The sequence below is a fragment of the Streptomyces aurantiogriseus genome (genome assembly GCF_014649375.1).
GTDB classification, from domain to species: domain Bacteria; phylum Actinomycetota; class Actinomycetes; order Streptomycetales; family Streptomycetaceae; genus Streptomyces; species Streptomyces aurantiogriseus.
In genome coordinates, this window is sequence record NZ_BMSX01000035.1 from 25,412 (window position 1) to 45,771 (window position 20,360).

Annotated in this window: 14 protein-coding genes and 1 tRNA gene; 8 read left to right on the forward strand and 7 right to left on the reverse strand. The window is 74.4% G+C overall.

Going from position 1 to position 20,360, the window contains the following annotated elements; genetic code table 11:
* Positions 1-3: 3 nt before the first annotated feature.
* On the reverse strand, positions 4-7,230 hold the full coding sequence (locus IE263_RS43680) for a type I polyketide synthase (protein WP_189943699.1): 7,227 nt from the start codon (positions 7,228-7,230) through the stop codon (positions 4-6).
* A gap of 702 nt (positions 7,231-7,932) precedes the next feature.
* On the opposite strand from IE263_RS43680, the gene IE263_RS43685 reads away from it, so the two are divergent.
* The 8 genes from IE263_RS43685 (at position 7,933) to hypE (ending at position 16,396) form a co-directional block, all read left to right on the forward strand.
* Positions 7,933-8,006, forward strand: a tRNA-Pro gene (locus IE263_RS43685).
* Positions 8,007-8,181: 175 nt separating this feature from the next.
* Positions 8,182-9,978: an enoyl-CoA hydratase-related protein gene (locus IE263_RS43690; RefSeq protein ID WP_189943700.1), complete on the forward strand. Its 1,797-nt coding sequence runs from the start codon at positions 8,182-8,184 to the stop codon at positions 9,976-9,978.
* Positions 9,975-10,568, forward strand: a complete 594-nt coding sequence (locus IE263_RS43695) for a hydrogenase maturation protease (RefSeq protein WP_189943701.1) — start codon at positions 9,975-9,977, stop codon at positions 10,566-10,568. Before IE263_RS43690 ends, IE263_RS43695 begins: the two co-directional genes overlap by 4 nt.
* Positions 10,569-10,715: 147 nt before the next feature.
* Positions 10,716-11,471 (forward strand): hydrogenase nickel incorporation protein HypB, encoded by a 756-nt coding sequence (gene hypB / locus IE263_RS43700; protein ID WP_189943702.1) that lies wholly within the window; start codon positions 10,716-10,718, stop codon positions 11,469-11,471.
* A complete protein-coding gene (hypF, locus tag IE263_RS43705) occupies positions 11,468-13,849 on the forward strand; it encodes a carbamoyltransferase HypF (RefSeq protein ID WP_189943703.1) in 2,382 nt (793 codons plus the stop codon). Before hypB ends, hypF begins: the two co-directional genes overlap by 4 nt.
* A gap of 3 nt (positions 13,850-13,852) precedes the next feature.
* Positions 13,853-14,188, forward strand: coding sequence for a HypC/HybG/HupF family hydrogenase formation chaperone (locus tag IE263_RS43710; protein ID WP_189943704.1), 336 nt, complete (start codon positions 13,853-13,855; stop codon positions 14,186-14,188).
* Positions 14,185-15,327: a hydrogenase formation protein HypD gene (hypD, locus tag IE263_RS43715; protein WP_189943705.1), complete on the forward strand. Its 1,143-nt coding sequence runs from the start codon at positions 14,185-14,187 to the stop codon at positions 15,325-15,327. Before IE263_RS43710 ends, hypD begins: the two co-directional genes overlap by 4 nt.
* Before the next feature lie 79 nt (positions 15,328-15,406).
* Positions 15,407-16,396 (forward strand): hydrogenase expression/formation protein HypE, encoded by a 990-nt coding sequence (gene hypE, locus IE263_RS43720; RefSeq protein ID WP_229911504.1) that lies wholly within the window; start codon positions 15,407-15,409, stop codon positions 16,394-16,396.
* Positions 16,397-16,473: 77 nt separating this feature from the next.
* On the opposite strand, the gene hypA is transcribed toward hypE, so the two are convergent.
* The 6 genes from hypA to IE263_RS43750 all read right to left on the reverse strand — a co-directional run bounded on the left by hypA (position 16,474) and on the right by IE263_RS43750 (position 20,302).
* Positions 16,474-16,830, reverse strand: coding sequence for a hydrogenase maturation nickel metallochaperone HypA (gene hypA / locus IE263_RS43725; RefSeq protein ID WP_189943707.1), 357 nt, complete (start codon positions 16,828-16,830; stop codon positions 16,474-16,476).
* Positions 16,823-16,987 (reverse strand): hypothetical protein, encoded by a 165-nt coding sequence (locus IE263_RS43730; protein WP_189943708.1) that lies wholly within the window; start codon positions 16,985-16,987, stop codon positions 16,823-16,825. The genes hypA and IE263_RS43730 overlap by 8 nt, the downstream gene beginning before the upstream one ends.
* A gap of 50 nt (positions 16,988-17,037) precedes the next feature.
* Positions 17,038-17,244, reverse strand: a complete 207-nt coding sequence (locus IE263_RS43735; RefSeq protein ID WP_189943709.1) for a hypothetical protein — start codon at positions 17,242-17,244, stop codon at positions 17,038-17,040.
* Positions 17,245-17,308: 64 nt separating this feature from the next.
* The gene (locus IE263_RS43740; RefSeq protein WP_189943710.1) at positions 17,309-17,905 is read right to left on the reverse strand and encodes a DUF5947 family protein; all 597 of its coding nucleotides are present in this window, start codon (positions 17,903-17,905) and stop codon (positions 17,309-17,311) included.
* Entirely contained in the window at positions 17,902-18,510 is a 609-nt protein-coding gene (locus IE263_RS43745) for a NifU-related iron-sulfur-binding protein (RefSeq protein ID WP_189943711.1), read from the reverse strand. Before IE263_RS43745 ends, IE263_RS43740 begins: the two co-directional genes overlap by 4 nt.
* Positions 18,503-20,302: a nickel-dependent hydrogenase large subunit gene (locus IE263_RS43750; protein WP_189943712.1), complete on the reverse strand. Its 1,800-nt coding sequence runs from the start codon at positions 20,300-20,302 to the stop codon at positions 18,503-18,505. Before IE263_RS43750 ends, IE263_RS43745 begins: the two co-directional genes overlap by 8 nt.
* Positions 20,303-20,360: the final 58 nt, after the last annotated feature.

Here is a 20,360-nt window from a genome sequence, read left to right on the forward strand (position 1 = left end):
CCGTCACCAGCCCGAGGCGGTGTAGACGACGGCGGTCGCGGACTGCTCGCCCCAGGCCAGCTCCCGCAGCAGCGCCGCGGTGCCCTCCTCGGGGTCGATCAGCCGGATGCCGCGCCGGGCGTACTCGCGGGCCAGTTCCGCGCCGACCATGCCGGCGTGACCGGCCGCGGGCGCCCACGGCCCCCAGTGCACGGTCAGCGCCCGGTGCCCGGTGCGGGCGGCGAAGGCCGCGCCGAGGGTCTCCAGGGCGTCGTTGGCGGCCGCGTAGTCCACCTGGCCCCGGTTGCCCAGGACGGCCGAGATGCTGCCGAACAGCACCGTGAACGCGGGGGAGGCGGACAGTTCCTCCAGCGCCGTGAGCAGGGCGTGGGCGCCGGTCGCCTTCGTGCCGTAGACCCGCTGGAAGGACTCGGGGGTCTTCTCCGCGATCAGCCGGTCCTCGATCACGCCGGCCGCGTGGACCACGCCGTCGAGGCGGCCGTGCTCGGCGTGGATCTCCTTCACCGCCTGGAGCACCGCCTCGGGCTCGCGGAAGTCGACGGAGCGGTAGCGGACCCGGCTGCCCAGCGCGGTGAGTTCGTCGAGCGTCGCCCTGATCTCCCGCTGGGCCAGCAGGAGTTCGGCGGCGCGGTTGATCTCGGCCGGCTTCCCGCCGCCCCGGGCGGCGAGTGCCGCGCGCAGCTCGGCCGGGGTGCGTGCGGCGGCGGTGTCCGCGTCCTCGGGGCCGTCCGGCGCGGGCGTGCGGCCGAGCAGCTCCAGCCGGCAGCGGGCGGCACCGGCGAGCGCGGCGGCGAACTGCGCGGTGATGCCCCGCGCCCCGCCCGCCAGCACCACCACCGAGTCCCGGTCCAGGCCCAGCGCGGCGGCCTCGGCGGCGCCGTCCCCGGCCGGCCCGGCCCCCGTGCTGCCGAGCGCGCCGAGCGGCGCCTCCACCAGCTCGAACCCGTGCCGTCCGGCCGCCGTCCGCAGCACGACCGGCGTACGGTCCGGCGCGGCGGCCTCCGCGACCACCGCGTCCGCGACGGCGGCCGGCGAGACGTCGGCCAGGTCGACGACCCGCGCCACCGTCTCCGGACACTCACGCGCCACGGTACGGAACAGCCCGTGCAGCCCCGCCGAGCGCGGGTCGGGCGCCTCCCCGTCGGCGGGCCGCACGGCCAGCAGCCATCGCGGGGCCCGCGCCAGGGCCGCCTTCAGGACGGGGAACGCGTCCGGCAGCACCGCGTCGTCGTCGCCCGCGAGCGCACCCAGGTACAGCACGCCGTCCACCGAACCGTCCGCGTCGCTCAGCACGTGGTCCCGGCCGCGTACGACGACGTCGGCGCCCGACGCCTCGAGGCGGGCGGCGACGTCGGGGCCGTCGCCGAGCACGGTCCAGCGGGTGCCGGAGAGCAGGGACGCGGGGTCGGCGGGGGTGTCCGGGCCGTCGAGGAGGACCGGGCGGAGGGCGTGGCGGCGGGGCGGCTCGCCGGTGACTTCCTCGGGGGCCGGAGCGGAGGGCTCGACCGGGGCGGGCGTCACCGCAGCCGACCCGATCGGACCCTCCGACCCGACCGGACCCTCGGACCCGGCCCGGCCCTCGGGTCCGGTCGGCTTGCCCAGCCGTGCCGTGAGCCAGTCGGTCACCGCCGCTGCCGTACGTGCCTTCGCCAGCTCCTCCAGCTCCGCGTCGTCCATGGAGGCCAGGTCGGCGCCGTCCCCGGCACCGAGGCGTTTCGCGAGCTCACCGGCGATCTCGGCCCGCTTGATGGAGTCGATGCTGAGGTCCGCCTCCAGGTCGAGGTCGGGCTCGATCATGTCGATCGGGTAGCCGGTACGCTCGCTGATGATCTCCAGGACCACCTGCTGGACGTCGGCGGGGCCGGCGGGCGCCTCCGGCGCAGGTGACAACTCCGCCGCGACGACCGGGCTTTGGCGCGCCGCCGGTACAGCGGGCAGCACGGGCGCGGGCGCTTCCACGAGCACGGGCGAGGCAACCGTCGCTCCGGGTGCCGCCCCGAAGTAGGTGAGCAGCACGTCCCGTTGGGCGGCGATCATCTCCCGGCTGGTGCGCAGGAATTCGGAGATGAGCGCGTCCCGGTCGGACGGGACGCCTTGTGGGGGGTTGGTCGTCACAGTCGTCACAGTCCTTTCGGCGGGGTCGACGACTCGTCGGGCCGGCGCGAGCGCACCGGGAAGGAGGTCGCCGGCGGCGGTACGGACGAGCTGTCCGTCCACCGTCCAGCCGGGCCGCTTCGGCGCGGGCGTACGCACCGCGTCGACGGCGTCCCGTCCGCGCAGCAGCCGGCCGGTGCGCACCGGCAGTCCCGCGACGGCGAGTCGGGCCAGGGCGTCGAGCCAGCCGCGCAGACCCCCGCCGGGGCGGGGCTCGCACGCCACGGTGGTGTGCGGGCGGTCGCCGAGGATCTGCCCGACCAGCCGGGTCAGCACCGACCCGGGACCCGCCTCGACGAAGACGCGCGCTCCGGCCTCGTACATCGCCTCGATCTGCTCGACGAAGGCGACCGGGGCGCCGATCTGGGCGGCGAGTTCGGCCCGCACCGCGTCCGCGTCGGGCGCGTAGGGAGCGGCCGTGCGGTTGGACCACACCGGGAACTCGGGCGCGTACACCGGGCGGGCCGCGAGCGCCGCCGCGAAGCGGTCGCCGGCGCCGGCGACCAGCGGGCTGTGGAAGGCGCAGGCGACGGGGATGCGCTGGGCACCGAGACCCGCCTCGCGCAGCAGCCGTACGGCCTCGGTGACCGCGTCCGACGGCCCCGAGATCACCGTCTGCCTCGGCGAGTTGCGGTTGGCGACGACGACGGAGTCGGGTGCGCCCGCCGCCTTCAGGGCCTCGACGACGTCCTCGGCGCCGGCCGCGACCGCCGCCATGCTTCCGGGTTCCTCTCCGGCGGACCCGGCTGCTTCGAGGATCGCCGCCGCCCGCTCGGAGCTCAGCTCCAGCAACGTCTCGGGGGCGAGGGCGCCCGCCGCGCAGAGGGCCACCAGCTCGCCGTAACTGTGCCCGGCGGCCATGTCGGGCCGGACCCCGGCCGCCGTGAGCACCGCGTGCGCGGCGAGCCCGGCGATGCCGAGAGCCGGCTGCGCGACCCGCGTGTCGGTCAGCGCCGCCTGCTGCCGTTCCCGCACCGCGTCGCCGAAGGCGGCCGGCGGATACAGCACGTCCGCGTGGGCACGCCCGAGCTCCAGATAGGGGCGCAACTCAGGAAAGGCGACGAACAACTCGGCGAGCATGCCGACGCGCTGGCTGCCCTGACCGGGGAAGAGGAACGCGACCTTGCCGGGGGCGGGCTCGCCGGGCCTGCCGGGAACGGAAGCTGTGGTGTGGCCGGCGGCGGAGCTGGCTGTGCCGTTGGCCGAAGCGGCCGCGTTGTCGGCCTCGCCGGGTACCGAGGTGACGGCCTTGGCAAGGGCTTCCTCGCCGGGACTGCCGGGACCGCAAGCTGGGGCGTGGCCGGTGGGTGAAGCGCTGGGCGTGCCGTCGGCGGGGGCGGGCACCCTGGCGGCTTCGCCGGGCACGGAGGTGGTGGCGTCGCCGTTCAGCGGTGGGGCGGAGCCGGGTGCCCCGAGTTGCGTCACGGCGGGCTTTCCGGCAGGCAGGGTGTCCCGGCCCGCCGTGTGGACCCCTCGCGGCGGAGCATGCTCGGCCGTTCCCGCCAGCACGCCCCGCAGCTTCTCCACCAGGTCGTCCACATCGGTCGCCACCATCGCGACCCGCACCGCGTCCCCGCTCGCGTCCGCCCGTCGCGCCGCGCTCAGCGCGAGGTCCCGCAGCCGCCACGGCCGCCCCGCCGCTTCTGCGGTCCTCAGCAGCTCCTCCATCGCACGGTGGGCCGCCTTCTCGTCCCGTCCGCGGAAGAGGAACAGCTCGGCCGGCCAGGCGTCCAGCCCGCCCACCGGCGGCACGCCGTCGGCGTGAGCGCCCAGCACGACATGGAAGTTGGTGCCGCCGAAGCCGAACGCGCTGACACCGGCGAGGCGTTCCTCCGGGGGCGCGGCCCACGGCCGGGCCTCGGCGTGGAAGGCGAACGGGCTGCTGTCCGCGTCCCAGGCCGCGTTGGGTGACTCGACGTGCAGCGTCGGCGGGCGCACACCCGTGTACAGGGCGAGCAGCGTCTTGATCAGCCCGGCCAGACCCGCGGCGCACTTCGTGTGCCCGATCTGCGACTTCACCGAACCGATCACACAGCCGCCCGCCTCCGCGCCGGCGGCGGTGAACACCTCGCCGAGGATGCGGAGCTCGGTGCGGTCGCCGACCACCGTGCCGGTGCCGTGCGCCTCGACGAGCCCGACGTCGGCCGGGGAGACGCGCGCGTTGCGGTAGGCCCGCTCCAGGGCCGACCGCTGCCCCTCGGGGCGGGGTGCGGTCAGGCCGAGGGAGCGGCCGTCGCTGGAGGAACCGAGGCCCTTGATGACGCCGTAGATCCGGTCGCCGTCGCGCTCGGCGTCCGCGAGCCGCTTCAGGACGACGCAGGCCACGCCCTCGCCGAGGGCGATGCCGTCGGCGGAGCCGTCGAAGGCGCGGGAGCGGCCGGTGGGGGACAGGGCGTGCACGGAGGAGAAGAGGACGTAGTCGTTGATGCCGTTGTGCAGGTCGGCGCCGCCGCACAGCACCACGTCGCTGGTGCCGCCGACGAGTTCCTTGCAGGCGACGTCGACCGCGGCCAGCGAGGAGGCGCAGGCGGCGTCGACGGTGTAGTTGGCGCCGCCGAGGTCGAGCCGGTTGGCGATCCGGCCCGAGATGACGTTGGCGAGCATGCCGGGGAAGGAGTCCTCGGTGAGCTGCGGGAGCTGGTCGTCCAGGCCCTGCGGGACCTTGCCGTAGTAGGAGGGCAGTACGGCCCGCAGCGTGGCCGCGTTGGACAGGTCGCTGCCCGCCTCCGCGCCGAACACCACCGAGGTGCGGGAGCGGTCGAACTCCCGCCCCCCGTCGCCGTATCCGGCGTCCTCCAGGGCGCGCCGGGCGGCCTCCAGGGCCAGCAGCTGGACCGGCTCGACGGACCCGAGGGAGGCGGGCGGGATGCCGTAGCGCAGCGGGTCGAAGGGGATGGGGGGCAGGAAGCCGCCCCACTTCGACGGTGTGGACGCGCCGTGGTGGACGGCCGGGTCCCAGCGCTCCGGCGGCACCTCGGTGACGGCGTCGTGGCCGCCGACGACGTTCGCCCAGAAGGTGGCCAGGTCGGGCGCCTGCGGAAACATGCAGGCCATGCCGACGACAGCGATGTCGAGCGGGGCCGGCGCCTCCGGCTGCGGGGTGGCCGTCTCCAGGCCCAGTTCGGCCGCCCGCCGGGACAGGAACTCGGCCGCACCGGTCGTCACCGACGCGTGCAGGGAGGCGACCGTCGTGGTCGCCGAGCGCAGCACGGCCACCTCACCGGCCATGAACATTCCCTCGGTGAGCTGGCGTTGCTCGTCGACGGGCGCGAGCGAGCCGTCCGCCGCGCGGGTCACGCCCTTGCTGGCGATGCGCAGCCGGCCGACGTTGAGCCGCTCCAGCTCCTCCCAGATCCGCCGGTCGGGCACGCCCTCCGCGCGCAGCCGGGCCTCCTCCTCGCGGTATCCGGCGGCGAACGGGCTGGGCACGCAGCGGGTGGCGTGACCCGGCGCCGACTCCAGCAGCGTGGTGCGCTCGGCGGCCATCACCTGCCGCTGGAAGAGGGGCTGGATCGCGCCGTGCGCCACCGCCTCCTCGGTGAACAGGTACGCGGTGCCCATGAGCACGCCGACGGCCGCCCCGCGCGCGGTCAGCGGCGCGGCGAGCGCGGCCACCATCGCCGCCGACCGCTCGTCGTGCACCCCGCCCGCGAAGAACACCTCGACGTCGGCGGCGTCATCACCGCCCAGGAAGTCCTCCAGGACCGCGAGTTGGGCCTCCCACAGCGGGAAGCTGCCGCGCGGCCCGACATGTCCGCCGCACTCGGAGCCCTCGAACACGAAACGGCGCGCCCCGGCCTGAAGGAACTGCCGCAGCAGCCCCGGTGAGGGCACGTGCAGGAAGGTCCGGATGCCGTCCCGCTCCAGCGCCTGCGCCTGCGACGGCCGCCCGCCCGCGATGATCGCGTGCGTCGGCCGCAGCTCCCGTACGGCCTCCAGTTGGGCGGCCCGTACGTCCTCCGGCGCGAAACCGAGCACCCCCACGCCCCAGGGCCGGCCGGCCACCGCCTCCCGGGTCTCCGCCAGCATCGCCCGGGTCCGCTCGCCGTCGGCCAGCGCCAGCGCGAGGAAAGGCAGCGCCCCGTCCGAGGCGACCGCCGCGGCGAACGCGGCCCCGTCGCTGACCCGCGTCATCGGGCCCTGCGCCACGGGCAGCCGGGTGCCGAGCGCCCGGCTCATCGGGGACCGCGCCCCCAGCGCCCGTACGGCCCCGTCCTCGCGTACGGCGTCCCGGACCGCCTCCGCGACCGCCCGCACCGTCCGCCGTACGTCGCCCCAGCGGTCGGCGAACCGGGCGGCAAGGAAGCCGTCCTGACCCACCGGCAGGAGCTGGGTGCGCGGATCCTGCGCGCCCAGCATCGCCGCGACCGCCTCGGGCCCCGCGTCGTCGGGGACCCGCGGGGCGTCCGGACCACGGCGCAGCAGGACCCGGTGACCGGCCAGGACGACCGTCTCCGAGCCGTCCAGGGTGCGCAGCGCGGCGGCCGCCGGCTCGGGCAGCGCCGACTCGGCCAGCAGCGCGAGCTGTCCGTCCAGGACGACCCCGGCCGCCCCGCCGGCCACCGCGGCGGCGGCCGTCCGAGGACCGATGCCGCCGCACGCCCACACCGGCAGCGACACGTCGGAGGCGGTGAGCAGCTGCTGGAGCAGGACGAAGGTGCTCAGCTCTCCGATCCGGCCGCCGCACTCGCTGCCCCGTGCGATCAGCCCGTGCGCCCCGGCGCGGGCGGCCTCCCGCGCGCCCGCCAGATCGGTGACCTCCACCAGCACGCGGTACCGCCCGGCCGCGTCGGAGACCGGCCAGGGCGCGTCGGCGGCGAGGACGACCGTATGAGGGCCGGCGGGCTCGAGGTCGGCGGGGGACAGCCGGCAACGCGGGCCGACTCTGACTCCGTACGCGCCCGGGGAGGCGCGGCGCAGCCGGGCCAGCGCCGCGCGCGTTCTTCGGTCTCCGTCGCCCAGGTCGAGCACGCCCAGTCCGCCGGCCCGGCCGACCGCCAGGGCGAGCGCGGCGTCGGGTTCACCGAAAGGAGTGATGCCGATGATCATGTCCTCGGAACGCACAGCGGACGTCATGATTCTCCGAATCAAGGGTGAGCCTGCACGATGGGGGGTTCGGGACAGCAAAGGCGGCACACCGGATTCCAGCGGGCACGGATCACCGCGGAACGCCGATTAAAGCGCTTGTTCGAAACGCCTTGAAAGGTAGTGGCGTTATTACTGACTGGTCAACGTTTCATCGACCCGTCGGTATCCGGTCGCATTGATTCGGTCAGGCGTCGGGATATGGCCAGGGTGGAGGAAAACGGATCAATTGCTTTGCGGGACAGCCTTGTTCACCCTCGTCTCACGTTGTTGAAACATGCACGACCGAAGGAAATGGGTTCCTTTGGACCGCATGTCCGAAACGGCAGTCTATATTTTCGGCGCCGCGTGGACGTCGGGGAAATTCTGTGTGTCGGCGCCGGAGTGACCGGGAAGGCCTTGTTGACGGATCGCGCGGACGTCTCACCCCGCGGCCGTCGTTTCCGGCGGTCGACGTCCTCACCGCCGCCCTCGAGGGCGGGCCACTCGCGGCCCAACCCACCGACTTGTCCGTCGAGTTGCAGGAACGAGACTCCACCGCACCCGTGCGCGCCCGCGACACCACGAAGGGCCGACGGCCAGGACATCCCGCGTGGACGGCCGGGCCCGTCCCGCCGGGCCCGGCCCCGGCACCCTTACGCGTACGGTAGGGTTTACCTGCGTGTTCCGGCGGTCCACCGTCGCGGAGCGCGACGGGACGTGGCGCAGCTTGGTAGCGCACTTGACTGGGGGTCAAGGGGTCGCAGGTTCAAATCCTGTCGTCCCGACGAGAAGGACAGCCCGAAGGCCGGGCCGGAGCAATCCGGCCCGGCCTCTCGTGTCTTCGGGGACCGGTCGGCCCGCCGCGGAGGGCGACCGGACGGAGGAACAGCCCGGGCGGGAGCGGAGAAACGCCGCGAGGGTCCTTCCGGGCATCCTGCGCACCGGTGACACTCCCGGATCATGGACATTCTGCTCGTGGTGAGCGCGTTCAACAGCCTGTCCCAGCGCGTGTACGCCGAACTGTCCGACCTGGGGCACCGGGTGGACGCCGTACTCGCCTCCCACGGCGCGGCCGCGATCCGCACCGCCGTCCACGAGGTAAGCCCGGAGCTGATCATCGCGCCGATGCTCAGGACGGCGCTGCCCGAGGACATCTGGTGCGAGCACACCTGCCTCATCGTGCACCCCGGGCCACCCGGGGACCGCGGTCCGTCGTCCCTGGACTGGGCCATCGCCCAGGACGCGCCACGGTGGGGGGTGACGGTCCTGCAGGCCGAGGCGGCGATGGACGCCGGCCCCGTCTGGGCGACGGTGCCGTTCGACGTGCCGCCGGTGGGCAAGAGCGACCTGTACCGCAACGAGGTCTCCGACGCCGCCGTCGCCGCCGTCCTGCTGGCCGTACGGCGGTACGGCGACGGCTCGTTCAAACCGCAGCCGCAGAACGACCCGTCGGTCCAGGTGGTCTGGCGCGACCCCTTCCGCCAGGAGCTGCGGCGGATCGACTGGGAGCACGACAGCACCGAGACGGTGCTGCGCAAGCTGCGCGGGGCCGACTCGCAGCCGGGAGTGCTCGACGAGGTCCTCGGCCTGGAGGTGTACCTGCACGGCGGGCACCCCGAGGACCGACTGCGCGGACGCCCCGGAGAACTGCTCGCCACGCGCGCGGGCGCAGTGTGCCGGGCCACCCGTGACGGCGCCGTCTGGATCCCCGAGTTCAGACCGCGCAAGGCCACCGGTGATCACGCGCCCTTCCGGCGCCCGGCGGCCTCCGTGCTCGCCTCGATCCCGGCTGCGTCCCGCCCGCAGGGCCCCGTTCCCGGCGTCCGGTCGCCGGAGGGCGGCCTCCTCCCTGCTGCCGGTGACCGGCCGCCGTGGCTGCCGGAGGTGGCGGCCGCGCCGCAGCCCGCCGACGGACGGCGGACCTGGACCGACATCCGCTACCGGCAGAGCGGCGACGTCGGGTTCCTGGCCTTCTCGTTCCCCGGCGGGGCCATGAGCACCGACCAGTGCCGCAGGCTGCTCGCCGCGTACCGGTACGCCCTCGCCCGCCCCACCTCGGTGCTGGTGCTCGGCGGTGCCCGCGACTTCTTCTCCAACGGCATCCATCTGAACGTCATCGAGGCCTCCGCCGACCCGGCCGCGGAGTCCTGGACCAACCTCAACGCCATGAACGACCTGGTCGAGGCGGTACTGCGCACCACCGACCGGCTGGTGGTCGCGGCCCTCGGCGGCAACGCGGCGGCGGGCGGGGTCATGCTGGCCCTCGCCGCCGACGAGGTGTGGTGCCGCACCGGCGCCGTCCTCAATCCGCACTACCGGCGGATGGGCCTGTACGGGTCGGAGTTCTGGACGTACACGCTGCCGCGCCGGGTGGGTCCCGAGACGGCCGAGCGGCTGACGGCCGGGGCGCTGCCGGTGAGCGCCGCGACAGCCGCCGGGATCGGGCTGGTGGACCGTCCGGTGCCTGTCGCCGCACAGGAGTTCACCGCCGAGGTGGACCGGCTGGCGACGGCGCTCGCCGCCGCCCCGGACCTCGGACGGCGGATCGCGGCCAAGGCGGCGGCACGCCGACGCGACGAGGCGGTCCGGCCGCTCGCGGAGTACCGCCGGGAGGAACTGGCCCTCATGCGCGGAGTCTTCTTCGACCCGGACGCCCCCTACCACGCCCTGCGCTCCGCCTTCGTCCGCAAGACGCCCAGCGGCTCCGCCCGGCCCCTGGCCCCGGTCGGCGAGACCGTCACCGGAGGCAGCCGGTGAGCGCTCCCACTCCCCGCCTTCTGGTGGCGGGCGTCGGCAACATCTTCCTCGCGGACGACGCCTTCGGCCCCGAGGTGATCCGCGCCCTCGACAGCCGCCCGCTGCCGCCCGGCGTACGGGTCAAGGACTTCGGCATCCGCGGCCTGGACCTCGCCTACGAGCTGCTGGACGGCTACCGCACCGCGGTCCTGGTCGACGCGGCTCCACGCGGACACCGGCCCGGCACCCTGTCCCTGGTCGAACCGGACCTCCCCGAAGCCACGGCCGCAGCCCCGCCCGAGGCCCACGGCATGGACCCGGCCCGGGTGCTGGCCCTCGCCGCGCACCTGGGCGACGGGCCGCTGCCACGCGTCCTGCTGCTGGCCTGCGAACCCCTGGTGCGGCCGACCGGCGACGAGGACGTCCTCGCCGGGCTCAGCGCGCCCGTGCGGGAGGCGGTCGAGCGGGCCGTCACGGCGCTGCACACGATGGTCCCGGCCCTGCTCGCCGACCCCGCGGCCACCCCGCCGTTGGGCCGCCCGGAGGAATCCCCCGACCCGTGCCCGGCCGGTCTCCCACCGGGGGCGGCCGACGGCACACAGGATCGGTAGCGGTCCGCGGCTCGCCCCTCCCGGTCCGCCCCGACCACCCGGCCCGTCCGCGGCCGCGGGCCACCCCCCACCTTCCACAGCGGGCGGCCCGGCCCGTAGCCCGGTCCGTCCCCTCCAGCCCCGTCCCGACCCTGAGGAGCGGCCCGCATGTGTCAGTCCACCGACGTCAGACAGGCCGTCCTCGCGAAGAACGACGGCCTGGCCACCGCCTTGCGCGACGACCTCACGCGGCGGGGCGTCACCGTGGTCAACCTGCTCTCCAGCCCCGGCAGCGGCAAGACGGAGCTGCTCGGGAGGGTGCTGGCCGAGGCGGTGCGGCGCGGCATCCCGGTCGCCGCGCTCACCGCCGACCTCGCCACGGAGAACGACGCCCGCCGGCTGGCCCGTTCAGGAGCCCCGGTGAAGCAGCTGCTGACCGACGGACTGTGCCATCTGGAGGCCCGTCAGGTGCGCGGCCACCTCGAGGGATGGCTGCCCGAGGACGCCGAGCTGCTCTTCGTGGAGAACGTCGGCAACCTCGTCTGCCCGGCGTCCTACGACCTCGGTGAGACCCTGCGGATCGTGCTGATGGCGGTGACCGAGGGCGAGGACAAGCCGCTCAAGTACCCGACCGCCTTCGGCTCCGCCCATCTGGTGGCGCTCACCAAGACCGACCTGGCCGAGCCCGCCGGCTTCGACGAGGCCGCCTTCCACACCCATGTGCACCAGGTCAATCCGGGTGTGGAGATCGTACGGTCCTGCGCGCGCACCGGCGACGGCGTCGACACCGTCCTGGAACGCGCCCTCGCCGCACGGGACGGCGTGCCCGTGCACCGGCCTCCCCTCACACCCACCCCGCACGTCCACGGGCCCGACGGTGCCGCGGCCCCGCACCCGCACGTCACGTCCGCCCCCGCCTCGTGACCGCGCCCGCCACCGCGGCGGTGCGCCGCCGCATCACCGTGCGGGGCACCGTGCAGGGCGTGGGATTCCGCCCGTACGTGCACCGCCTGGCCGCCGACCTCGCACTGGCCGGGTTCGTCAGCAACACCGCACAGGGGGTGCTGATCGAGGTGGAGGGGCCGCCCACAGGCGTCGAGCGGTTCTGCTCCCGGCTGGCCCAGGAGCCGCCGCCGCTGGCCGCCGTGACCGGTGTCGGCGTGCAGGACGTTCCCGCCACGGGCGCCGCCGAAGGCTTCACCATCCGGCCCTCCGAGCAGTCACCCGGACGCACCCAGCTCCCGCCCGACACCGCGACCTGCGCCGACTGCCTGCGTGAGCTGGCCGACCCGGCCGACCGCCGCCACCGGCACCCGTTCGTCACCTGCACCCACTGCGGTCCCCGCTTCACCATCGCCACGGCCCTGCCGTACGACCGGGCCGCCACGACCATGGCGGACTTCCCGATGTGTACCGCCTGCGCGCAGGAGTACGGCGACCCCGGCGACCGGCGCTTCCACGCCCAGCCCGTGGCCTGTCGGGACTGCGGGCCCCGGCTGCGCCTGGTGCCCGCCGCCGGCACCGGTGTCCGCCCGGCGCGGGACGCGGATGCCCTGGCGGCGGCCCGCGGGCTGCTGGCCGCCGGGCGGATCGTCGCCGTGAAGGGCGTCGGCGGCTACCACCTGGCGTGCGACGCCAGCGACGAGCGGGCCGTCGCCGCGCTGCGCTCCCGCAAGGCGCGGGGCGGCAAGCCGTTCGCGGTGATGTGCGCCGACCTGCCGACCGTGCGGCGCATCGCCCGGCTCTCCGACGGCGAACGGGCGGCGCTCACCAGCCCCCGGCGCCCCATCGTGCTGCTGCGCCGACGCACCGAACCGGACGGCCTCCGGCTCGCGGACGGGGTGTGTCCGGGCAGCCCGCACCTCGGCGTGCTGCTGCCGTACACCCCGGTGCACACCCTGCTGTTCGGACTGCCCGGCGATCCTCCGGGCCCTCGCGCGCTCGTCATGACCAGCGGCAACCGCTCCGGCGAGCCGATCGTCACGGACGACGACGAGGCCCTGACCCGGCTGGCGGAGGTGGCCGACGCCTGGCTCGTCCACGACCGTGGCATCGCCTCGCCCTGCGACGACTCGCTGCTGCGGGTGCGCCCCGACGGAACAGAGCAGGTGCTGCGCCGCTCCCGCGGCTACGTGCCCCGCCCGCTGCGGCTCCCGCTGGCGGTCCGCCCGGCGCTCGCCGTGGGCGGCGACCTGAAGAACGCGCTCTGCCTCGGCGACGGCGACCACGCCTGGTTCGGCCCGCACATCGGCGACCTGGGCGACCTGGCCGCCCTGGAGGCCGCCGGGCGCGCGGAGCGGCACCTGCGGCGCCTGACCGGCGTCACCCCCGCACTCGTCGCCGCCGACCAGCACCCGGGCTACCACTCCACCCGATGGGCCCGCCGCCGCGCCGAAGAACTGGCGCGGACGCGGCCCGTACTCGTGCAGCACCATCACGCGCACATCGCCTCGGCGATGGCCGAAGCCGGCCTCGACGGCACCACCCCCGTGATCGGCGTCGCCTTCGACGGCACCGGATACGGCGACGACGGCACGGTCTGGGGCGGCGAGGTGCTGCTCGCCGACTACGCCGGCTACCGGCGTTTCGCCCATCTGACCCCGGCCCCGCTGCCCGGCGGGGACGCGGCCGTCGCCAACCCCTGCCGCGCGGCACTGGCCCGGCTGTGGGCCGCGGGCCTGCCGTGGGACCTCGGGCTGCCCAGCGTCGCCGCCTGCTCACGCGAGGAACTGACCCTGCTGGGACGGCAGTTGGTGAGCGAGGTCGCGTGTGTGCCCACATCGAGCATGGGGCGGCTCTTCGATGCCGTGTCCTCCCTGGCGGGCGTGTGCCACCGCGTGGCGTACGAGGCGCAGGCCGCGCTGGAGCTGGAGGCCGCGGCCGCCGGCGCGTGGGACGCGGACACGGCGACGTACGCCTTCGGGTTCGCGGCCGCAGGCGGCCCCGTGCGCTGCGATCCCGCGCCGGTGCTGCGCGCCCTCGTCACCGATCTGCGCCGCGGCACCCCGGCGCCGGTGCTCGCGGCCCGGTTCCACCGGGGCGTCGCCGGGGCCGTCGCCGAGATCTGCCGGAGGGCGCGCCGCGCCACCGGACTGGCCACCGTCGCCCTGACCGGCGGCGTGTTCACCAACGGCCTGCTGGAGCAGGAGTGCACGGCACTGCTGGCCGCGGACGGCTTCACGGTGCTCCGCCACGGCGAGGTACCGCCCGGCGACGGGGGACTGGCCCTCGGTCAGCTCGTGGTCGCGGCCCGGGTGCGGCACGAGGAAACGACAACCGCACACAGCGACGAGACGGAGTGACCCATGTGTCTGGCAGTGCCCGGCAGAGTCGTGGCCATCGACGACCGTGCCGACCCGCTCACCGGGACGATCGACTTCGGGGGCGTGCAGAAACAGGTGTGCCTGGAGTACGTGCCCGACGTGCGGGTCGGGGAGTACGTCATCGTCCACGTCGGGTTCGCCCTCCAGAAGCTCGACGAGGAGTCGGCCCGGGCGTCCCTGGAGCTCTTCGAGCAACTGGGGCTGCTGGAGGAGGAGTTCGGCGACGCCTGGCAGCAGGCGGCGCAGCAGGCCGGGAGCGAGGCCCCGCACGCCCCCGCCGGCGTCGAGCGCGGGGAGAGCGGGAGCTCGGCCCGGTGAAGTACATCGACGAGTTCAACGACCCGGACCTGGCCCGGCGGCTGCTGGACGAGATCCGCGCGACGGTCACCCGGCCGTGGGCGCTGATGGAGGTGTGCGGCGGCCAGACCCACTCGATCATCCGGCACGGCATCGACCAGTTGCTGCCGGACGAGGTCGAGCTGATCCACGGGCCCGGCTGCCCCGTGTGCGTCACCCCGCTGGAGATGATCGACAAGGCGCTGGAGATCGCTTCCCGCCCCGAGGTCGTCTTCTGCTCGTTCGGCGACATGCTGCGGGTGCCGGGCACCGGCCGGGACCTGTTCCGGGTCAAGGGCGAGGGCGGCGACGTCCGCGTGGTGTACTCCCCGCTCGACGCGCTCCGGCTCGCCCGCCGGCACCCGGACCGCGAGGTGGTGTTCTTCGCCATCGGCTTCGAGACCACCGCGCCCGCCAACGCGATGGCCGTCCACCAGGCCCGCCGCCTCGGCGTCGGCAACTTCAGCCTGCTGGTGTCCCATGTGCGCGTCCCGCCCGCCGTCGAGGCCGTCATGACCGCCCCCGCCTGCCGGGTGCAGGGCTTCCTGGCCGCCGGGCACGTGTGCAGCGTGATGGGCACGGCCGAATACCCGGACCTGGCCGAACGCCACCGGGTACCGATCGTGGTGACCGGCTTCGAACCGCTGGACATCCTCGAAGGCATCCGCCTCGCGGTCCACCAGCTGGAGCGCGGCGAGCACCGCGTGGAGAACGCCTACGCCCGCGCCGTGCGCCCGGAGGGCAACCCGGCCGCGCTACGCATGATCGAGGAGGTCTTCGAGGTCACCGACCGGTCCTGGCGCGGCATCGGCCGCATCCCCGCCAGCGGCTGGCGACTCACGGACGCCTACCGCGCCTTCGACGCCGAGCACCGCTTCGACGTCACCGGCATCCGCACCGAGGAACCCGCGGTCTGCCGCAGCGGCGAGGTGCTCCAGGGGCTGATCAAGCCCACCGAGTGCCCCGCGTTCGGCACCGACTGCACCCCGCGCACCCCGCTCGGCGCCACCATGGTCTCCAGCGAGGGCGCCTGCGCGGCCTACTACCTGTACCGCCGGATGGACGGCCCGGCCCCGCGGGGCTCCCGGGCCCCGCAGGAGGAGATGAACCCCGTTGGCTGAACTCGCTGACCCCTCGGTCCTCGTCGACCCGGCGAACTGGACGTGCCCGGCCCCCCTGCGCGACCAGCCGATCGTGGTGATGGGACACGGGGGAGGCGGCACCCTGTCCGCCGAACTGGTCGAGCAGGTCTTCACCCCCGCGTACGGCAACGCCACGCTCGCCGCGCTCGGTGACTCCGCGGTCCTCGACCTCGGCGGCGCCCGGCTGGCGTTCTCCACCGACTCCTACGTGGTCAGGCCGCTGTTCTTCCCCGGCGGCAGCCTCGGCGACCTCGCGGTCAACGGCACCGTCAACGACCTGGCGATGAGTGGCGCCCGGCCCGCCCATCTGTCCGCCGCGTTCGTCCTGGAGGAGGGCGTCGAGGTGGCCGTGGTCGAGCGGATCGCGCGCGCTCTCGGGCAGGCGGCCGAGGCCGCGGGGGTCACGGTGGTCACGGGAGACACCAAGGTGGTGGAGGCGGGGCACGGCGACGGCGTGTACGTCACCACCGCCGGGATCGGGCTCGTCCCCGACGGTGTGGACATCCGCCCACAGCGGGCGCGGCCGGGCGACGCCGTCATCGTCAGCGGCCCGATCGGCCTGCACGGCGTGGCGATCATGAGCGTACGAGAGGGCCTGGACTTCGGCGTCGAGGTGGCCAGCGACACGGCGCCCCTCGCCGACCTGGTGGCGGCCGTGCTCGCGGCCACCGCCGACGTCCATGTGCTGCGCGACCCGACCCGGGGCGGGCTCGCCGCGTCGCTCAACGAGATCGCCCGCGCGTCCGGCACCGGCGTACGGCTGCGCGAGCGGGACGTGCCGGTGCCGGAGGCGGTCGCCAACGCCTGCGGTTTCCTGGGGCTGGACCCGCTGTACGTCGCCAACGAGGGCCGCCTGGTCGCCTTCGTACCCCGCCCGGCCGCCGACGAGGTCCTGGCGGCGATGCGCGCCCACCCGCGGGGCGCGGGCGCCGTGATCGTCGGCGAGTGCGTCGCCGAACACCCCGGCATGGTGGTGGTCTCCACCGGCCTGGGTGGCACCCGGGTGGTGGACATGCCCCTCGGAGAGCAGCTGCCGCGTATCTGCTGACGCGTCCGGCACACGCCGAACGGCCCTGACGGAGGGGTGACATCACCCGCACCGTCAGGGCCGTACCCGTCGGCCGGTCAGGACCGCACCGGTGCCGCCTCGACCCCGACGATCTGAAGTTCCCGGCCGCTGCGCAGCGTCGGGGCGGGCCGGTCGCAGTCCGGGCACCAGAAGAACGGTGGCATGCCCACCGGGAACTCCTCGGCGCACGGCTCGCACCAGGCGCGGGCGGGCACCCGCTCCACGACGAGCCTGGCCGTGGCGAGGGCGGTGCCCTCGCGGGCCACCTCGAAGGCGAAATCGAGGGCCTCGGGCACCACACCCGCCAGCTCGCCGACCCGTACGGTCACCGCCGAGACGGCGTCCGTCCCGTCCGCCCGCGCCAGTTCGCCGGCCTGTTCCACGATCGCGGTCGCGATCGACAGCTCATGCACGCTTGGCCCGGAGGGGGTTGCCGGGGCCGGGGCGGAAGCCGGCCATGCGCCACAGCCGCATCTCCCGCACGATCCCCGGGAACTCCGCGACCAGCAGCGCGAGGGCCGCTCCGCCGAGCACCACCGCCTCGGCCATCAGAATCCGTTTGGCGTTCATCGCCGCTCCCTGCTCGCTCGTGTTCCTCGTGCCGTGCCCGTCCGCCGGGCTCAGCCCGGGGAGATGCTCGGCATGCTGTCCATGACCCTGTTGTGCCGCTTCCAGTGGATCCCGGTGGAGCGGCGCGCGTCGGCCGTGCCGTCCTCGTGGTGCCCGGGCTGCCGGCGGCGCGGGCCCCAGTTGCCCTGGTGGAGGCCTCTGACGTGAGTGGGCGTGGTGGGCTTCGCCTGTCGCCTGCCGACCTTGATCGTGCCCATGGCGTGCTCCTTTCCCTTGGTGGTCCGCCACCGGGTCACGGTGGCGGATCTGTCGCCGCGCCGGTCACGGCCGTTCGGCCAGCCCGGCGAAGAACGCGTCGACGGCGGGCCACACCCGGCCGCCGCCGGACAGCCCCCGCCACTCCCGGCGGACGAGGGCCACCAGCCGGAAGCAGTCGTCGACGGGCACGATCCAGTGGTGCCGCAGGCCCCGGGCGGTGTTCACCAGCAGCGCTTCCACCTCGGGTACCACGCCGCCGAGATCCGGACACCGTGACACCGTCTCCCGCCACGCCGAGGCGTCCACCTCCCACCGGGTGGCCCCCGCCGGGCTCGGGTAGTGCGCGATCACCGTGCCGTCCGCTTCGGGCACGAAGAACGCCAGGCCGACGGGCACGCCGAGCGGCCCGGTCTCGACCGGTGGCAGCCTGCGCCGCCGCTGCGGGATCAACCGGTACTGGCCGTCGCCCGCCCCGTTGTCCGCGAACAGCACCGAGCACGCCGGGCAGGCGCACAGCGCCTCCTCACGGCCGGTGTCGTACAGGTGCCGGTGGTCTCCCGCGAGCGGCGCGGCGCACAGCTCGCACCGCTCCTCGGGACCGCCCGCCCGACGGTCGGCGGAGGAGCGGATGAGCGCGGCCAGGGCGCCGCCGGCGGTCACGTCGCCCCCTGGGGCCGAGCGGGCCGGCGCAGCAGCGAGTCGACGGGGACGAACGCGGCCGGCCGGGACTCGGTCTCCGGCACCGTTTCGACCGTCGTCAGCTCCGGCGCCGCGGCGAGCACGGCCTCCCGGACGGCTTCCTCGACCCCGGAGGACCCCGAGCCGCAGCCGGAGCCGCATCCGGCGGTGCGCAGCCGCACGCGGGCCACCGGCCCCTCGACACCGTCCAGCGTCACGTCCCCGCCGCGCTCCCGCACGGCGGGCCGCAGCCGCTCGACGGCGCGGGCGGCGCGGCGCTCGGGTGGCTCGGGGTGCAGGTCGTGCAGCACCATCAGGTGGCCGACGAGTTCGTCCTCGGCCAGGCGCCCGGCCAGGGCGGCGTCCGCCTGGTCCAGGACCCGGGCCAGCGCCTCGCCGTAGACCTCGGTGAGCGCGCGCACGGTGTCGAGGGCGGTCTGCGCCATGGGCCCGGGCGCGATCTGCACCTTCTCCAGCAGCTCGTCGATCCGCGCGACCCGCGCCGCCACCTCGCCGTCGTCCAGCCGGGAGGCCGGCCCGGCGGCGTCGCGCGGTTCCACGACCGCCGCGGCGCCGGGCTCAGCCATGGGACGCCCCGTAGGTGGGGGAGTGCATCGTGGTGAGCGTCTTGCCCTTGCCCAGGTACATGTGCACACCGCAGGGCAGACAGGGGTCGAAGCTGCGTACGGTGCGCATGATGTCGACGCCCTTGAAGTCGTCCGGCCCGTTCTCCTCGAAAACGGGCTGGCCCTGGACGGCGTCCTCGTACGGGCCGGGAGTGCCGTGGCTGTCGCGCGGGCTCGCGTTCCAGGGGGTGGGCGGATACGGGTGGTAGTTGGCGATCTTCCTGTCCTTGATCACCAGGTGGTGCGAGAGGACCCCGCGCACCGCCTCGTGGAAGCCGACACCGATGGCCTCGTCGGGCACCTCGAAGTCCTGGAACACCTTGGTCTCGCCGGCGCGCATCATCTGCATCGCCTCCTCCAGGAACTGGTAGGCCATGGCCGCGGCGTAGGCGACGAAGTACGGGCGGGCCCGGTCCCGTTCGATGGTGTTGCTCCACCTCGGGATGTGCCATTCCAGCGTCGTCTCCGGCAGCTTCTCGCTCTTCGGCAGCGAGATCCGCACACTGTGCCCGGTGGCCTTGATGTACGGGGTGTCGACCAGGCCGCTCAGGGCCGTGGACCACAGCCGGGCGAGCGGGCCGCCGCCGGTGTCGAGGGCGAGGTGGGAGTCGCTGGGCTGGTGGTACCAGCGCGGGCTCATCACCCAGCTGTACTTGCCGTCGAAGTCGCGCTTCTGCGGCACCGGCACGGTGGTCTGGTTCCACGGGTGGCGCATGTCGACCGGGTTGCCGAGCGGGTCGTGGGTGACGAAGGGCTCCTGGCGCTCCCAGTCCTCGTAGTAGGAGCTGCCCAGCAGGACGCGCAGGCCGAGGTTGATGTCGACGAGGTCGTTGGTGACCAGTTCGCCGTCGACGATGATGCCCGGGGTGACGTACATCGCCTTGCCCCAGCGGTTCATGTTCTCGTAGCGGTAGTCGACGACGGCCGGGTCCTGCCAGGCGCCCCAGCAGCCGAGCAGGATGCGGCGGCGGCCCACCTCCTCGTAGCCGGGCAGCGCCTCGTAGAAGAAGTCGAAGACGTCGTCGTTGAGCGCCACGGCCTCCTTGACGAAGTCGATGACCCTCGTCAGGCGGGAGAGGTAGTCGGTGAAGGTGCTCGGCTGCGGCATCGTGCCGACGCCGGCGGGATACATCGTCGACGGGTGGACATGGCGCCCCTCCATCAGACAGAACATCTCGCGGGTGATGCGGCTGACCTTCAGGGCCTCCCGGTACACCTCGCCCTCGAAGGGGTTGAAGGCGCGCATGATGTCGGCGATGGTCCGGTAGCCGTGGATGTCCCCGCGGGGCGCCGGGGTCCGCTCGGCCCGGGCCAGCACGCTCGGGTTGGTGGCCTTGACCATCGCCTCGCAGAAGTCGACGAAGACGAGATTGTCCTGGAAGATCGTGTGGTCGAACATGTACTCGGCTGCCTCGCCGAGGTTGACGATGTGTTCGGCCAGCGGGGGTGTCTTCACGCCGTAGGCCATCTGCTGCGCGTAGTTCGAGCACGTGGTGTGGTTGTCGCCGCAGATGCCGCAGATGCGGGAGGTGATGAAGCCGGCGTCGCGCGGGTCCTTGCCCTTCATGAACACCGAGTAGCCGCGGAAGAGGGACGAGGTGCTGTGGCACTCCACCACTTCCTGGTTGGCGAAGTCGATCTTCGTGTAGATGCCGAGGTTGCCGATGATCCGGGTGATCGGGTCCCAGGACATGTCCACGATCTGCGGAGGTTTCCGCTCGGCGGCCCGGGTCCGGTCCTCGGTTGCGGTCATGTGCGTTCCTGTTCTCGCTGCGCGCTGCGTCGGACGGTGGAGGAGGGTGTGCGGCGGG

Bases quoted from the DNA above. Each gene is read 5' to 3' on its own strand.
- IE263_RS43680 (WP_189943699.1), bottom strand. From the start codon at position 7,230: ATGACGTCCGCTGTGCGTTCCGAGGACATGATCATCGGCATCACTCCT.
- IE263_RS43745 (WP_189943711.1), bottom strand. From the start codon at position 18,510: ATGGCTGAGCCCGGCGCCGCGGCGGTCGTGGAACCGCGCGACGCCGCC.
- IE263_RS43690 (WP_189943700.1), top strand. From the start codon at position 8,182: ATGGACATTCTGCTCGTGGTGAGCGCGTTCAACAGCCTGTCCCAGCGC.
- IE263_RS43730 (WP_189943708.1), bottom strand. From the start codon at position 16,987: ATGAACGCCAAACGGATTCTGATGGCCGAGGCGGTGGTGCTCGGCGGA.
- hypB (WP_189943702.1), top strand. From the start codon at position 10,716: ATGTGTCAGTCCACCGACGTCAGACAGGCCGTCCTCGCGAAGAACGAC.
- hypE (WP_229911504.1), top strand. From the start codon at position 15,407: ATGGGACACGGGGGAGGCGGCACCCTGTCCGCCGAACTGGTCGAGCAG.
- IE263_RS43710 (WP_189943704.1), top strand. From the start codon at position 13,853: ATGTGTCTGGCAGTGCCCGGCAGAGTCGTGGCCATCGACGACCGTGCC.
- IE263_RS43750 (WP_189943712.1), bottom strand. From the start codon at position 20,302: ATGACCGCAACCGAGGACCGGACCCGGGCCGCCGAGCGGAAACCTCCG.
- IE263_RS43735 (WP_189943709.1), bottom strand. From the start codon at position 17,244: ATGGGCACGATCAAGGTCGGCAGGCGACAGGCGAAGCCCACCACGCCC.